Genomic DNA, 15,157 nt, shown 5'->3' on the forward strand with positions numbered 1-15,157 from the left:
GGGGGCGCCGCGGGCGCTGTCGGCCGCACGCATACATATTGTTCTGAGGGGAGAGGCTGGAACCGCGGAGCGGCCCCACGGCTACAATCGGCCGCAGTATATAGCCCCGTTCCACTGCATTTCACAAGCGGCGGATGCCCAGCCCATGAAGTTCGCGCGCTCGAAATTCCCCGCCCCGCTGGCGCTCGTCGTCCTTACCGCCGGGCTGCTCGGCTCGGGGGTCTTGCGCGCGGACGAGTACGGGGATGTGAACCAGCTCGTTCGAACCGGCAAGCCGGCCGAGGCTCTCGCCAAGGCCGACCAGTATCTGGCGGCCAAGCCCAAGGATCCGCAGATGCGCTTTCTCCGGGGAATTGCACTGACGGAAGCCGGCCGCACCGCCGACGCGATGACCGCGTTCCAGCAGCTGACCGAGGAATACCCGGAGTTGCCTGAACCGTACAACAACCTCGCCGTGCTGCATGCCGGCCAGGGCCAGTTCGACAAGGCACGCGCGGCGCTCGAGATGGCGATCCGCACCAATCCCAACTACGCGACGGCCCACGAGAATCTGGGCGACGTCTACATGAAGCTCGCCAGCGAGGCCTACAGCAAGTCGCTGCAACTCGATCCAGCCAACGCCGGCGTTCGGCCCAAGCTCGCACTGATCCGGGACCTGTTCTCGGGACCGGCGGCTCGGACCTCGGCGGCGACTCCCGCGACCCCGAGGTAACTTGTCAACGTGTGCGCCGTGTGCATCGGCGAGATTTTTCGAAGGAGCGATCGCTTGAAGTTTTCCCTTACGCGCCGGTTGGCGGTTGCCACGCTCGCGATGGGCTGCCTGGCGGGCAGCGCCTGGGCAGCGGATGCGCCAAAGGTCAAGTTCGCCACCACGGCCGGCGACATCGTCATCGAGGTGTATCCGGACAAGGCGCCCAAGACCGTCGAGAACTTCCTGCAGTACGTGCGCGACAAGCACTACGACGGCACGATCTTCCACCGGGTGATCGACCGCTTCATGATCCAGGGCGGCGGTTTCGACCGCAACATGGTGGAAAAGAAGACCCGGGCGCCGGTGCCGCACGAAGGCCGCGAAGCCTTCGAGAAGGGCCTGCGCAACGAAACAGGCGCGCTGTCGATGGCGCGCACCAGCGACCCCAACTCCGCCACCGCGCAGTTCTACATCAACGTTGCGGACAACGCCTTCCTCGATCCTCGCGGCAACAATCCGGGCTACACCGTGTTCGGCCGCGTGGTGGGCGGCATGGATGTGGTCAACAAGATCAAGGCGGTCCCAACCGGCAACGTCGGCATGTACGGCGACGTGCCCCTCACTCCGGTGGTGATCAATTCCGCCACCCTCGTCAAGTAAGCAAAGAGGCTCTCCCATGAATCCCAAGGTGGAACTGCATATCGCGGGCGAAGGCGTGGTCACGCTGGAACTCGACGAACAGAAGGCGCCCAAGACGGTCGCCAACTTCCTGAACTACGTGAAGAAGGGGCACTACGACGGCACCGTTTTCCATCGTGTGATCGATGGCTTCATGATCCAGGGGGGCGGCTTCGCCCCCGGCATGAACCAGAAGCCGACGGACGCGCCGGTCGAGAACGAAGCCAACAACGGCTTGAAGAACAAGAAGTACACCGTCGCCATGGCGCGCACGTCGGCCCCGCACTCCGCCTCGGCGCAGTTCTTCATCAACGTGGCCGACAACGACTTCCTGGACCACAAGTCGCCCACGCCGCAGGGTTGGGGCTACGCGGTCTTCGGAAAGGTCGTGGGCGGCCAGGATGTCGTCGACCGCATCAAGGGCGTGGCCACCGGCAACATTGGCGGGCATGGCGACGTTCCGAAGCAGGACGTCGTGCTCGAAAAGGCGGTCCTGGTCTGAACACGTCGGTCCTGCCCCCTGCACCGCAGGCGCAGGAACTGCAAGCTGCGCCGCACTGGCGCGCCGTCGAAATCATTTCCGACCTGCACCTGCAGGCCGGACAGCCCGCCACTTTCGAAGCCTGGCGCCGCTACATGCTCGACCTCCGGGCCGACGCACTGTTCATCCTGGGCGACCTGTTCGAGGCCTGGGTGGGCGACGACGTCGCAGAAGGGCCAGGCTTCGAACGGCAGTGCGCCGAAGTGCTGCATGGCACGGCGCAGCGCCTGCCGGTGTTCTTCCTTGCGGGGAATCGCGATTTCCTGGTGGGCCCTGCGCTTGCACGGCTGACCGGCCTGGTGCTGTTGGCCGATCCCACGGTGTTCACCTTCGGCGCGCACCGCTGGCTGCTCTCGCACGGTGATGCGCTCTGCCTCGCGGATACGGAGTACCTGGTTTTCCGCGCACAGGTGCGCGACCCCGCGTGGCAACGCAACTTCCTCGCGCAGCCCTTGGCGAAGCGCCAGGAGACGGCCCGGGGCATGCGGGCCGAAAGCGAGCAATTGAAGCGAACCGGCCGCGCCTACGCCGACGTGGACGCCGGAGCAGCCCTGCAGTGGCTCGACGCGGCCGATGCGCCGGTGCTGGTGCACGGTCACACCCACCAGCCTGCGGACCATGCGCTCGATGCGGTCCACCGTCGCATCGTGCTGAGCGACTGGGACGTGGAGGCCACGCCTCCCCGCCTGGAAGCGTTGCGCCTGCACGCCGACGGCCGCGCCGAGCGCGTGCCCCTGGCCTGATGTGGGGCTGGCTTCGAAGGCGCGCCAGCGTCCCGGAGATCCCGGAGGCGCTGTGGCAGGCAACGCTGAAGCGATATCCCTTCCTGGGTGACCGGGCGGCCGCGGATGTCCCCAGGCTGCGCACGCTGGCAGCGGCTTTCCTGGCCCAAAAGGAGTTCCACGGCGCCGGCGGCTTGGTGATCACCGACGAAATCGCCTTGGCCATCGCCGCGCAAGCCGTGCTGCCGGTGCTGCACCTGGGCCTTCGCTGGTACGACGATTTCGTCGGCATCGTCGTGCACCCGGACGAAGTGGTCGCGAGGCGTAGCAGCGTGGACGAGACTGGCGTGGTGCACGACTGGGACGAAGTGCTGGCGGGTGAAGCCATGGAAGGCGGTCCCGTGATGCTGAACTGGCTCGATGTGGCGCAGGCGGGCGACACGGCGGAAACCGGCTTCAACGTGGTCATCCACGAATTCGTGCACAAGATCGACCTGCGCGACGGCGAACCGGACGGATGCCCTCCCCTGCCCTCGAGGAACGCGCGACGACGCTGGCTTGCGGTGCTGGAACCGCAATTCGAAGGTTTCCGAGAACGTGTGATCAAGGCCGAGCGATTCGGCGAGCCGCAGCCCTGGCTCGACGACTACGGCGCGACGGCGATCGGCGAGTTCTTCGCCGTCGCCTGCGAGGCCTATTTCGTGAACCGTCCGCGGTTCGCCCGGGAGTTTCCCGAGCTCACCGCGCTGTTCGACGGCTTCTATCTACCTGCGCAATAACGCTTTCAGGGCGTTCTGCAGGCGGCGCGCCACGTTTGCGTCGAAGCCGGTCGCGAGGACGTTCGCCACGTCCATGCCCCAGGTCTCCTGAGGACCCGGTTCATTGCGGCGCGTCAGAAGCTGCAGCTGGAACTGACGCCGGGCCGCGATCTGGTCCGCCGGCGTCGGCACATCCGCTGCGATCTCGAGGCGCAGCAAGGCCTCCGATGCATCACCGCCAGCCGGCTTGCCCAGGGACTGGATCCAGGCTTGCCGCACCTGTGTGCTCACGACCTTGCCAAGTTCCTGGTGGCTCGGCACCTGTTCCACCGAGCGCTGCTCCCACGCGGCCATCAGTTGCGCCAGCGCTTCGCCGTGCGCCTGTGCCGCGAGTTTGCGCAACGCGGCCTGGGCGTGCTCCAGCGCGTCGCGTTGCGCGCGGAAAGCGGCGTCGCCAAGGCGAGGACCGCGGTCCTCGCGGCGGTCGTCATGTTCGCTCCGGAAACCGGGACCGCGCCGATCGTCTCGGGCATCGCGGCCGCCGGGGCCGGGCCGCCGCGGATCGAACCTGCCACCGCGTGTCGGCGATGCAGTTTCAGGCCGCCGGGCGCCGGGACGGTCGTCGCCTCCCCGCATGGCCACCACGGGCTTGGGCGCGGGTTTCGGTGCGGCGGCGGGCGGCGTCTGTGATGGTTCCGGTTCTGTTCCGTCGGCCGCGCTTGCCTGGGCTTCCAATTGGGCGTCGTCACCTGAGACAGCGTCGGAAGCCGCTACGGCGGGCACGGCGACCTCTGGAGGCGCCCCCACCGGTGGTGCCGCAGCCGCATCGTCGCGCGCCCGCAGCGCCTGGTCCAACGTGGCCATGGCCGAGCGGATCTTTTGCGCGTCACCGGAGGCCGTGGCCTCTTCCACCGCCTTCGAGGCCTCCAATACCGCGCGGTCGCGCCCGCTCATGGCTGCAGCGGCCTTTTCGCGTTCGGCCGTCTTGCGATTGAAGGCATCGTCGATCGGCTTGCGGAAGGTATCCCACAGCTTCTGTTCCTGCTTGCGGTCCAGGGGCACCGACTGCGCCTCCGCCTGCCAGCGCTGCTGCAATGACTTGACGGCATCGATGCGCAGCATGGGCGCATCACCGAGCACCTTGGCCTCTTCGATCATCGCGTTGCGGCGCTCGATGCTCGCTTTTTGCGCGCGTTCGAGCGGCGCCGCGGCCAGTCCGATGGCTTCCTTCCATTGCGGCTGCAGCTCGGCGAAGGCCTTTTCGCTCAGGTGTCCTGCGTCACGCCAACGATCCGAGAACTGATGCAAGGCCCGGTTGAACGATTTCCAGTCCCCCTGGGGCGCGTCCGGATGCACGGAGGCCCACGCCTTCACTTCTTCCATCAAGGCCAGTCGGGTTGCCCGGTGTTCAGCGGCTTCGGTTTTCACCTTGTCGAGCCATTCCTGCACCACCTTGTAGGCTTCATTGCAAGCCTCGTCGAAGCGCTTCCACAACGCGTGGTTGGGGGGGCCGCCTTGGTCCACCTGCTTCCATTGCTCGCGCAGGCTGCGCAGGGTCTCCTGCATCTTGCGGCCGCCGTAACGGGGCCTGCGCACCGACAGCGGCGCGGAGGCTGGCACGGACGCGGCCACGGGTTCAGGACTGGCCACCACTGCGGGCAGAGGCGCATGCTCTCCGGCGTCGGTCACCAGGGGCGACTCGCCGTCCGCGGAGGTGGGAGTCGCACTGTCCGTGACGGGCGCAACAACGGGCGCCCCCTTCTTGGCCGGTACCGATTCGAACAGCGCCTCCGCCTTCGCGACCAGCTCCTGACGCAGTTGGTCGGCTCGCCAGCGCTGCCATCCTTCCAGTTCGGTGGCGGCGCCAAGCGCCGCGTGCGCCTGCGCTTCCAGCTTGTCATCGACCAGCTTGCCGTGTTCCTTCAACGCATTGCGCAAGGCGTTGGCCGCCCCTGCGCTGGCCTTGCCATGGCCCTGGCCGACTTCCTGTTCCAGCTTGGCAAGTGCCTCCCCGACCAATTGGTTGGCCTTCGCCCGCAGTTCTGGATCGGCCTTCGGCCTGGCGGGCTTCGGCGGTGCGCTTTCCGCCGCCTGCCCGCGCGACTGACGCAGTTCATCGGCCCAAACGGGTACGGGTGGCAGCGGCGCAGTCGCATCCGCCGAGGCCGAGGTGGCTTGTGCCAGCGCGTTCTGAAACGCGTCCCAAACCACCTGGAGTTGGCCGCGTGAGGCCTCCAGCAATGGCGGGAACTTGGGATCGACACTCCCCCAGTTCGGATCATCCAACAGCGACTGGGCCTGGGATTCCCACTGCGGCACATCCGTGCGCAAGGCTTCGGCCGCGGCCTCCGCATCCTTCCATGACTTGGTCGAAAGCACTTCGATCCGCTGGGCCAGCAGCACGGCAGCCTCCCGTTGGACCTGGACGCGGTTCTGCAGATCCTCGATGCCCCTGATGCGATCCGCCAGCTCCGTCTTGACGCCCGCCAGAGGTTCCCGACTGAGAGGTGCGCCTGCCTTGGCTGCGTCGCGTTGCCAAGCCATGGCGTCGGCAATGTTCAAACGTGGTTGCGACAGGAGGGAACGCGCTTTTTCCGCCCACTCCGCGGCGATGGCTTCCTGCCCTTTCGCGCGTTTGAGTTCGTCCAGCTTCTCGCGCAACAGCTTGGCGGCGCCCTTGTCGCGGGAACTGAGCTCGCGGAACACTTCCTGCATCTGCTCGGCGCTGGGCTCGCCGGCCAGCCACTCGCGCACGCGCGCAGCGCGCTCGCCGGACGTCGGCGCGGAAAAGGCACCCCCGGTCAGCGCGTCCAGCGCCTGGGTGTCGTGGGTTTTCAAAGTGCTCACTGCAGGTAGTCTTCGTGGGAAAGGAAAGCCCCCGGTCGGGGGCAAGGGCCGTATTCTCGCCGCGAATCCAAGCGCTGGCGCGAGGTGCCCGCGAGGACGTGTTTGGGAAACCCAAATGAAAAGCCCGGTCAGGAGCCTGAAGCTACCTGCCGGGCTTGACGGACCGACCCAATGTCGTTGCCGTCTGGGCTCGCAACGCGGACTTGGCGACCGCATCACGCCGGAAGCAAAGATTGCTTCCAAGAGGGGCCGGGGCTACCACGGATGTGGCCCTACCGGCTGGTTGCCCGATCGCTCGGGCCTGTTGAAGGTAGGTGACGGTCACCCTGATTACCAATGCTCGTTTTCAATGGATGCCGGATATGCGATTGGTGGCTGTTCCACCGCCTAGGGTGAACCTGACGGGCGGTACGAATGATCTGCTTGGCACGACGAGCGGCGGCATCGCGTGCGATGGGCCTGTGGAGCTACTTTTTTCATAGCATTTAGTCCGCTGTCAGGCGCGGCCGACAAGAGATCACCTAGGCGTCTGACAGATTTGGCCTGCTGCTCAACCGTAAATTCACCTCTATGTTATATCTATTTTTGCATAACATGTCTACATCAAATCCTTGACTGAGCATTAAGCGGCTTCCTAGAATCCCCCCGTTCCCGATGTGCCGTCGGGAAGACCAGAACCCGCTGCCGAACCCGGCGAATCGGACCGTGACAGTGCCTCCCATTGCGAGGGCGTCCAGTTCGATGGCGTACCAATCCAAACGAGGGCTGAGGTCCWGGCGCCGCCAAAAGGCGGCGCCCACCCGAGGACCCGCGCGTAGAAAGGAAGTGCTATGACAGCGTTAGGCAAACTGGCCCAGGGCATGCGGACCTTTGTCAGCGACGTTGCCCAAGGCTTCTTCGAGATCACGCACAACGGCTTCGCGGTGGTGGGGCTGGCAGTGGTGTTCTCTGCCTTGACCCTGCTCGCCCGGCCCGACCTTCGTCAGGCCGGCGAATCCCAGCTCGTGAGCTGGCTGCATGCGCGCCAGGCCGAAGCTCTCGGCGTGGTGCCAGAGCTCGACGCGATCGATCGCGCCACTGCGCTGAATCCCAAGGACCTGCCGAAGCAGCAGGCAGCGGTAGCCTATTGGCTCAGCAAGAAGTACCGGGTCGCCCCCGAACCGCTGTCGGCCCTGGTGGCAGAGGCGTACGAGACAGGTGAACGGACGAAGATCGATCCGCTGCTGCTCCTATCGGTCATGGCTGTGGAGTCGAGCTTCAATCCCTTTGCCCAGAGTCCGGTCGGCGCCCAGGGCCTGATGCAGGTCATGACCGGCGTCCATAGCGACAAGTATGAGAATTTCGGTGGCAAACTGGCCGCGTTCGACCCCGTCACCAACCTGCGGGTGGGCGCCAAGGTGCTGCAGGAGTGCATTCAGCGCGCCGGGTCGGTCCCGGCTGGCCTGAAGTTCTATGTCGGCGCGGCACTTCTGACAGAGGACGGTGGTTACGCCGACAAGGTGATGGCTGAACATGTGCGGCTGAAGGCCGTCGCCTCCGGCCGTGCCGTTCCCCTGCCCACGCCGCAGCCCCTGCGCACGTCGGCGCCGATCGAGCCTTCTCCGTCCAAGCACGACGAAACGCCCGCAGTCTGAGCGGGTAAACTAGCGCCCGTGCGCGACTGGCGATAGGCGTCCCTGTCTCAGGCAGGGGCGCTGACGTGGAATCTTTCGGGGGCGTCGCCTCCGCTCAACCACTGGGAAGCGTGCCGCGGACAGAAATCCGGCCAGCGCCGTCGGCGCTGGCTGCTTCTGTCCACGTTCCGCCGTTCGCCTGGGCAGCCCTTGTTGTTCAGATAACAGGGATCCCGTCCGAAGGACTGCCATGTACGACCGCAATATCCTCATTCCACAGACCGACCCCGAACTCTGGGCCGCGATCCAGGCGGAAAACCGCCGCCAGGAAGAACACATCGAGCTGATCGCGAGCGAAAACTACGCCTCGCCCGCGGTCATGGCAGCCCAAGGCACCCAGCTCACCAACAAGTACGCCGAGGGCTACCCTGGCAAGCGCTACTACGGCGGTTGCGAGAACGTCGACGTGGCCGAGCAACTGGCGATCGACCGAATCAAACAATTGTTCGGCGCCCCGGCTGCCAACGTGCAGCCCCACTCCGGAGCCCAGGCGAACGAGGCCGTCTTCCTCGCTTTCCTCAAGCCTGGAGACACCATCATGGGCATGAGCCTCGCAGAAGGCGGTCATCTCACGCATGGCATGCCGCTGAACATGAGCGGGAAATGGTTCAACGTCGTGAGCTACGGACTGAACCGGGAAGAGGCCATCGACTACGACGCAATGGAACGCAAGGCGCACGAGCACAAGCCGAAGCTGATCATCGCCGGCGCGTCCGCCTATTCGCTGCGGATCGACTTCGCCCGATTTGCCAAGGTGGCGAAGGACGTGGGAGCGATCTTCATGGTGGACATGGCTCATTACGCCGGCCTGATCGCGGCAGGCGTCTACCCCAATCCGGTCCCCCATGCCGACGTGGTGACTTCGACCACGCACAAGAGCCTGCGCGGCCCGCGGGGTGGCTTCATCCTGATGAAGCCGGAGCATGAAAAGGCGATCAACAGCGCTATTTTCCCGGGCCTGCAGGGCGGCCCTCTGATGCATGTGATCGCGGCCAAGGCAGTGGCCTTCAAGGAGGCCCTCTCTCCCGATTTCAAGATTTACCAGCAGCAAGTGGTGAAGAACGCCCAGGTCGTCGCCGAGACGCTGGTGCAGCGCGGTCTTCGCATCGTCAGCGGCCGCACCGAAAGCCACGTCATGCTCGTGGACCTGAGGTCCAAGGGCATCACGGGCAAGGAAGCCGAGGCCGTGCTGGGCGATGCCCACATGACCATCAACAAGAACGCGATTCCCAACGACCCCGAGAAGCCCATGGTGACCAGTGGCGTTCGCATCGGAACGCCGGCGATGACCACCCGCGGATTCAAGGAAGACGAGGCCCGGCAAACCGCCAACCTGGTGGCGGACGTACTGGACAAGCCGCGTGATGCAGCCAACATCGCGAAGGTGCGCGAGCAGGTCAACGCCCTGACACGCCGCTTCCCGGTCTACAAATAAGGCAATGCCATGAAGTGCCCGTTCTGCGGTCATGCCGATACCCAGGTGGTGGAGACGCGCATGGCGGAGGACGGGGATTTCATTCGGCGCCGACGTCAATGTGCGCATTGCGAGAAGCGGTTCACCACCTACGAGCGGCCGGATGTCACCTTTCCCGCGGTCGTCAAGAAGGACGGCCGCCGCATCGACTATGAACGCGCGAAGCTCCTGGCATCCTTGAACCTGGCCCTGCGCAAGAGACCAGTGAGCACGGAGCAGATTGACAGCGCCGTCGAACGCATCGAGGAAAAGCTGCTGAACCTCGGAGTGCGCGAAATTCCCAGCTCCCGCATCGGTGAACTCGTGATGCGCGAACTCAAGAAGCTCGACAAGGTTGCCTACGTGCGCTTTGCCAGCGTGTACCGAAGTTTCGAGGACGTGGACGACTTCAAGAGCGTGGTGGACGAGATCCGCCGCTAAGCGGAATTGCAGGAGGGAAGCTGCACCTTTTGCGTTCGGGGTCGTCCGCCGGCGCTCAGGATCACCTGCCGCGCACTGGTTGCGCCCATGGACTGGCTGCACACCGTGACAGTCCCAGCCTGGAATCCGCCTCCCACGAGCAGCGTCGCGCCGCTCGGGCTGTAGCTCACGTACTTGGCCACCGGGCTCGTGGCCGTGAATCGCAACGAACTGCCCAGGGGTAGCTTGGACTGCAGCAGTGGTTCCGTCGCCGCACGCTCGCCGTCACCATTGCTGTCGACGAAGACGATCCACCCCTGCTGCCAGGTCCCCAGTGATGTGCAGGTCTTGCCATCGGCTGACTTGCACATCACCACGCGCGCATGGCGCTTCATCGCTTCATTGCGGGTCAGCATGAGCGATGCAACCAGGTCACTCGACGCTGAAGAGACACGTGTGGAGTTAAGTACACCCGCCATCGAAGGGACTCCGAGAGAAAGCAGAGTCGCGCTGGCTGCGAGTGTGGCCAGCATCTCGGTGAGCGTGAATCCTCCGAGAGCGGCCAGGGTGGGATGTGGCATCCGACCAATCTAGAAGGCAGCCACTCTCCCCGAAAGTGAATCCGGCCACCTGAGGGGCGGCCGGATTTCGTTTGCTGAATGTTCGCTAGGTCACATGAACCTGGCCCAAGTTCTCACAGACTGATCCCTACTTCTTGTACCAGTACGTGCGCTTCAAGTTCTTGGGAATGTTCTTCCCGACGTTGCAGTTCTCCAGTGCGCTGTTGCAAGGGGGAGTGCCCGGTGGAGTTCCTGTGGTACCCGGAATGCCACATCCGATGCAGAACTTCTCCAAGGTCTCCGTCGGCCTTCCGTTGCTGTCGATGCCAGAAACAATGATCAGGCCGCTCACCGCGCTGGGAGGCAGACCGCCGCCCTGCAACACGTTGTTTGCCGACGTGGCATCGAACGGGCTCACCGCGTACGCCCGCGCCTGACCAAGGTTCGCGACGCAGGTGTTATCACGCGGGATCGGCTGGTTGGTCGCAAAGAAGATCTGCCCGTTGACCGCCAGCGGCGCATTCACCGCCTTCTCGCCGGTGGCGAAGGGAATGTAGAAGCCGGAACCGCTGCCGTCCCACGTGCTGTTGGTCGCACTCAGGGGCTTCGCATTGACCAAATCGCTGAGTTTGGCGTCCACCGTTGACGGAGCGCCCACCGGCGCACCCACCGTCGTCCCCACGTCCTTGATCATGAAGAACATGTCCTTGGTGTTGTAGGCGGACTGCGCGTTGGCCGTGTCCAGCAGCGGGTGCTCGCGATCGCCCGAGGCAAGGGAGACCGATTCGTAGGAGCCGGTGTCGCCAGCGGCGCGAATGCTCAGAACGGATGGCGGGAAGAAGAACTTCCGCGGAGTCGTGCCCGACGGGCATCCGCCGGTATCGCAGCCCAACTGAGCGATCCGGGTCGCTTTCCAGCCCGAGGTCGCGCTGGTCGCCACGTCAATGCGCCACACGTTGCCGCCCAGGTCACCCAGGTAGAACTTGTCGGTCCGGCCATTCGCATCCCGGTCCACGAACGCGATTTCCGAAGGGATCGGATACGTCATGGCGGGAACGCTCAAGCAGTCGGTGGCACCCATGGGGCAACTGGCCTGGGCGCGCCAAATCAGGGCACCCGTCTCCGCATTGATCACGTAGACGGCCCGTCCCATGGAGCTCGCGACCGGGGGCTCGGAATCTTGCGCGGGGTCATACCCGCCGCCGAACACCAGCACCGGCGCCGAGATGTTCTGCAACAGGGTCAGGCGCGGCCGCGACCAAGTCTGACCGAGTTCTTCGAACCCGGTGTCAAGGTTGCTCTTGCGCCAGAGCACCTTGGGCTTGGAGGGATCCGTAACGTCGATCGCGTACATGAAGCGACCGCCGCGGCGCATCGTCAGGAACAGGTACGCCTTGTTGATGCTGCCATCGGCGTTCAGCTCCTGCAGCACTCCGGTCGGGCCGTCGATGAAGTAGTCCTTGCGCTGCGCGGTCTTCAGGATGGTCGACGGAAACTTGAGTTCCGGTGAGTTCAGGCGCAGACGGTTGTAGTAGGGGTAGTGCTCTGTCAGCACCAATCCCCATAGCTCCCCTCCCGCCGGAATCGTGACGCCGCTGACGCTGATTGAACTCGACTGGTTGCCGTTGACTGCCCGGAAGACGCCATCGTTGGCTCCGTAGAAGGCAACGATGCCCCGGGAATCGCCGTAGTTGACCACGATCGGCCGGGAATGCAGCACGTCGCCGTGGATGGATGGGCGGACCGTAATGTCGGCCTGGGGCGCCTTTTCGTCGCCTTGGTTGTTCTCACCGCGTACCCAGCGCACCACCGTGTCGCGATTCGGTGGCGTCGACGCGCTGAAAGCCTGCATATTGACGCCGCTTGCCGGCGTGTCAGGGGTCAGCTGCACGGGCCCAAAGGTAAACGTCGAGCATCCGGTTGCAGACGTGCACGTGATGCTCCAGGTACCCGCGTAGGCCGCCTCGTCGGGATCAGCCGTTCCAGATGGGGAAACGACCACCGACATACCCGTCGTAAACGTCCCGGTGATCGGCGTGACGGCGGCCGTGGCCATGGTGCCGCTGCGCGTGATCTGTGTGATCTTGCCCGTTGTCGCACCCGTGAGGGCAAGGGTCATGGTGCCGGTCGCACCCACGCTCGGCGACACGGTGATCGGATAGGTGAACTCCGTGCAGTCCGCCACCGTACAAGTAATGGTCACGTTCGACTGTACGTAGGCGGATTCGTTGCCCGGGGCAGATCCTGTGATCTTGGAAACGTTGACCACGGCGGTGTCGTTCACGTTCACACCGAAGAACTTGGCCGGCAGCCCCGTCGCCTTGGCGACCGCACTGGTCGTCGTGGCCGCGCGCGTCAGATTGGCGATCGGCTGGGCAGAGTTATCGACCGCCACGGTCGCCGTCTCTGCCCTTGCGTTGTTGATCGAACCACTGGAGACCAGCGACGCCGTGAACGTGTAGACGGTCGGAACCGCGGTGACCTTGTAGGTGCCAGGGTACTTGCTGCCGTTTCCTCCGCTCGCATTGCTTACGGTGATGTACTGACCGACGTGAAACTTGTGCTCGATCGCGCCCGTGTTTCCGGAGATCACGCCAGATGCAGGGTTGGTCAGCGACGTGCTCGGGATGGCCGGGTTCGCGCTCGGACTCAGGTTGACCTGGTAAGCGCCCGCGGTGGCGGTTGCCACCGGCGTGATGGTGACCGGGAACTGCAGGGTGGTGGTCCCGGCAGTTGCGGTCGTCAGGCCGCTGTAGTTGAAAGCTGCCGGCGTCGCCCCCGTGACGGTCACATTGTCCGTGCTGCTGAAGGTGTGCGGAGTCGAGGTGGTGACGGTCACAGTCTCGGTGTTGTTGCCGCCCGTGGTGCTGGTCGTCCGCGAGATGCTGGTGATCGAATAGGCGGTTCCCGACGTGGCCGTGGATGCGTTGAAGGCATTCACCGTCGGGGTGCGCGGGAGGTCAGGCAAGCCGCTGAGTGTGAAGGTGTTGCCGCTGGCGCTGCCGATGTTGAAGGTACCGTTGTAGGCGCTTTGGGTGACGTTTGCGATCGTGACCGCGGTGCCGGTGCTGAAGCCGTGATTGCCGAAGGTCGTGACCACGGCGCTGGTGCCGCTGCGGACGATCGACGAGATCGCCACAGTGCTGCTGCTGCCAAAGGCGTTCAGCGGAATGTCGGCGTTGCTCGCGGCGAACACGTTGTTCCCGGCGGTCAGGTCGTCCACGCACGTGGTATTCGCCCCGCCGGGGCAGTACACATAGAGCCGCCTCGGATTGCTGCTGCTGCCCGCGGAGGCGCCAAAATCCGCCTTCAGGCTTTCCTTGCGCAACTGCTGCGCAACGCCGCCCTTTTCCACCACTTCGCCGTCAGGTGCGTCATAGCCCGTGGCGGGGGTGCCCTTCTTGTCCTTGCGAAAGAAACCACCCTCCGTGACGCCACTGACCGGGTCCGTCATGGGTTTGTCGGGATCCATGGTGAGATCCTGGTAGGTCCAGAAGCTCTTCGCCGTCGGTGAAATGAAGCCGGTGCCGGCCGAACTGATCGCCGGGTTACCCGCCGCATCGCCCAGTACGAGGGATCCGCTGGACCCGCGGACCAGCTGGTACTGTTTCAGGTTCCCCATCCAGCGCGGATTCGCGCTGCTATCAGGACGAAACATGCCCAGAAAGATCTGGTTCAGGTAACTACCTTCGGCATTCACCGACACAGGCAAACTGGCGGAGGAGAACACGCTGTTCACCGCCTGCACTTCGTTGAGTGCGGCTCCCAGCGCCGCAGACAACTCCGACACGTTGCTGACTTTGAAGTACTTGCCCCGACCATAGGTCGCCATGCTGGACAGGAGCGCCGGATAGTCAGGGGTGCAAGTTGCGTCGTTCGTGATGCCGATGGTGTAAGTGACGATGTTCTGCGTGCCGTCCTGGATCGCTTGCCCGCGGTCCTGCTCCGCCATCAGGCGCGCCCATTCATCGGCCCAGTTGGAAGACCAGTCGCTTGCCGCGTTGCCCGCCGCCTTCAGTGAGAAGCCGCAGGTCGGCGTGCTGAAGAACTGGGTGTCCTTGATCTTGGAGAGCTGCGTCGTGGTGGCGCCGGCCTGGGTGGAACTCAGTCCGTATGGCGGATCGAAGGGAGACGGACTCTCGATCGCCGGCGACTTCTCGGTGTTCGCGATGTAGATCACGAAATTGCGCTGGCAGCCCGCCTGAATCAGGGAGGTCCCGTAATTCAGCCCGGACATGCCGGTCTTGCCGTTGTAGTACGCCCAGGCCTCCTGCATCATCGTGCCAGGCAGCGCCGAGTTCACCTTGATGTTGAACTTGGTCGCATCACTCGGGCCGGAGTCCGTCCAGGACTTGATGAAGCTGATCAGGTTGGCCTTGTTCGTGGCCGTCATCAATACCAACCGCTTCACCACGCATCCGCCGTCATTTCCGGCGCACGTTTCGTGCACGCCTGCGCCGGACGCCGGACTGGTCTGTGCGAAGTTGGTGGCATTGCTCACGAGAAGGCCGATGTTCATCACCCCATCGGGCAGCGTGTTGATGGCATCGACCAGCGCGCATTGCAGGATGCCCGAGCCGGTCGTCGGCCCCAGCGAAGGCGCCGTCGTCGTCCCGCTGTACGCAGAGCAGCCCACTTTGGCATTCGCGCTGAAATTGGCGCCGTTGTCGATGACGAACAGCACGTTGGGCACGCCGGAGGTCGACGCGTTGTCGACGTAGATGTCCACGTCCTCCGCACGCAAGGAAACCGAGAAGCCGGCGAGCATGCCCGCCAGGACAAGGAGTAATGCTTTGATTTTCTTCATGGGAGTT

11 protein-coding genes are annotated in these 15,157 nt (G+C 64.5%); 8 read left to right on the forward strand and 3 right to left on the reverse strand.

Annotation, left to right across the window (positions count from 1 at the left end):
• Positions 1 to 145: 145 nt before the first annotated feature.
• The 5 genes from AC1DSA_RS21945 (at position 146) to AC1DSA_RS21965 (ending at position 3,411) form a co-directional block, all read left to right on the forward strand.
• Positions 146 to 712, forward strand: coding sequence for a tetratricopeptide repeat protein (locus AC1DSA_RS21945; protein WP_477893019.1), 567 nt, complete (start codon positions 146 to 148; stop codon positions 710 to 712).
• A 99-nt stretch (positions 713 to 811) separates the two neighbouring features.
• A complete protein-coding gene (locus AC1DSA_RS21950; RefSeq protein WP_477893148.1) occupies positions 812 to 1,351 on the forward strand; it encodes a peptidylprolyl isomerase in 540 nt (179 codons plus the stop codon).
• 16 nt (positions 1,352 to 1,367) lie between these two features.
• Complete coding sequence (locus AC1DSA_RS21955; RefSeq protein ID WP_477893020.1) at positions 1,368 to 1,871, forward strand: peptidylprolyl isomerase; 504 nt, start codon at positions 1,368 to 1,370, stop codon at positions 1,869 to 1,871.
• Positions 1,872 to 1,882: 11 nt separating this feature from the next.
• Positions 1,883 to 2,653 carry a UDP-2,3-diacylglucosamine diphosphatase gene (locus tag AC1DSA_RS21960; RefSeq protein WP_477893149.1) on the forward strand — a complete coding sequence of 257 codons (771 nt, stop codon included), beginning with the start codon at positions 1,883 to 1,885 and terminating at the stop codon, positions 2,651 to 2,653.
• Positions 2,653 to 3,411: a M90 family metallopeptidase gene (locus tag AC1DSA_RS21965; RefSeq protein ID WP_477893021.1), complete on the forward strand. Its 759-nt coding sequence runs from the start codon at positions 2,653 to 2,655 to the stop codon at positions 3,409 to 3,411. The genes AC1DSA_RS21960 and AC1DSA_RS21965 overlap by 1 nt, the downstream gene beginning before the upstream one ends.
• Here the strand turns inward: AC1DSA_RS21965 and AC1DSA_RS21970 are convergent.
• Positions 3,397 to 6,237: a DUF349 domain-containing protein gene (locus AC1DSA_RS21970; RefSeq protein ID WP_477893022.1), complete on the reverse strand. Its 2,841-nt coding sequence runs from the start codon at positions 6,235 to 6,237 to the stop codon at positions 3,397 to 3,399. The two genes, AC1DSA_RS21965 and AC1DSA_RS21970, sit on opposite strands and share 15 nt — an antisense overlap.
• Positions 6,238 to 7,067: 830 nt before the next feature.
• Between AC1DSA_RS21970 and AC1DSA_RS21975 the strand changes: the two genes are divergently transcribed.
• From AC1DSA_RS21975 to nrdR, 3 genes are all read left to right on the forward strand, one after another.
• The gene (locus tag AC1DSA_RS21975) at positions 7,068 to 7,871 is read left to right on the forward strand and encodes a lytic transglycosylase domain-containing protein (RefSeq protein ID WP_477893023.1); all 804 of its coding nucleotides are present in this window, start codon (positions 7,068 to 7,070) and stop codon (positions 7,869 to 7,871) included.
• A 229-nt stretch (positions 7,872 to 8,100) separates the two neighbouring features.
• Positions 8,101 to 9,345, forward strand: coding sequence for a serine hydroxymethyltransferase (glyA, locus tag AC1DSA_RS21980; protein WP_477893024.1), 1,245 nt, complete (start codon positions 8,101 to 8,103; stop codon positions 9,343 to 9,345).
• Between the two features lie 9 nt (positions 9,346 to 9,354).
• The gene (nrdR, locus tag AC1DSA_RS21985) at positions 9,355 to 9,804 is read left to right on the forward strand and encodes a transcriptional regulator NrdR (RefSeq protein ID WP_477893025.1); all 450 of its coding nucleotides are present in this window, start codon (positions 9,355 to 9,357) and stop codon (positions 9,802 to 9,804) included.
• Here the strand turns inward: nrdR and AC1DSA_RS21990 are convergent.
• Positions 9,801 to 10,364: a GspH/FimT family pseudopilin gene (locus tag AC1DSA_RS21990; protein WP_477893026.1), complete on the reverse strand. Its 564-nt coding sequence runs from the start codon at positions 10,362 to 10,364 to the stop codon at positions 9,801 to 9,803. The genes nrdR and AC1DSA_RS21990 overlap by 4 nt on opposite strands.
• Before the next feature lie 127 nt (positions 10,365 to 10,491).
• Entirely contained in the window at positions 10,492 to 15,150 is a 4,659-nt protein-coding gene (locus AC1DSA_RS21995) for a pilus assembly protein (protein ID WP_477893027.1), read from the reverse strand.
• Positions 15,151 to 15,157: the final 7 nt, after the last annotated feature.

The organism is Ramlibacter sp. P4_H7, from assembly GCF_056400765.1.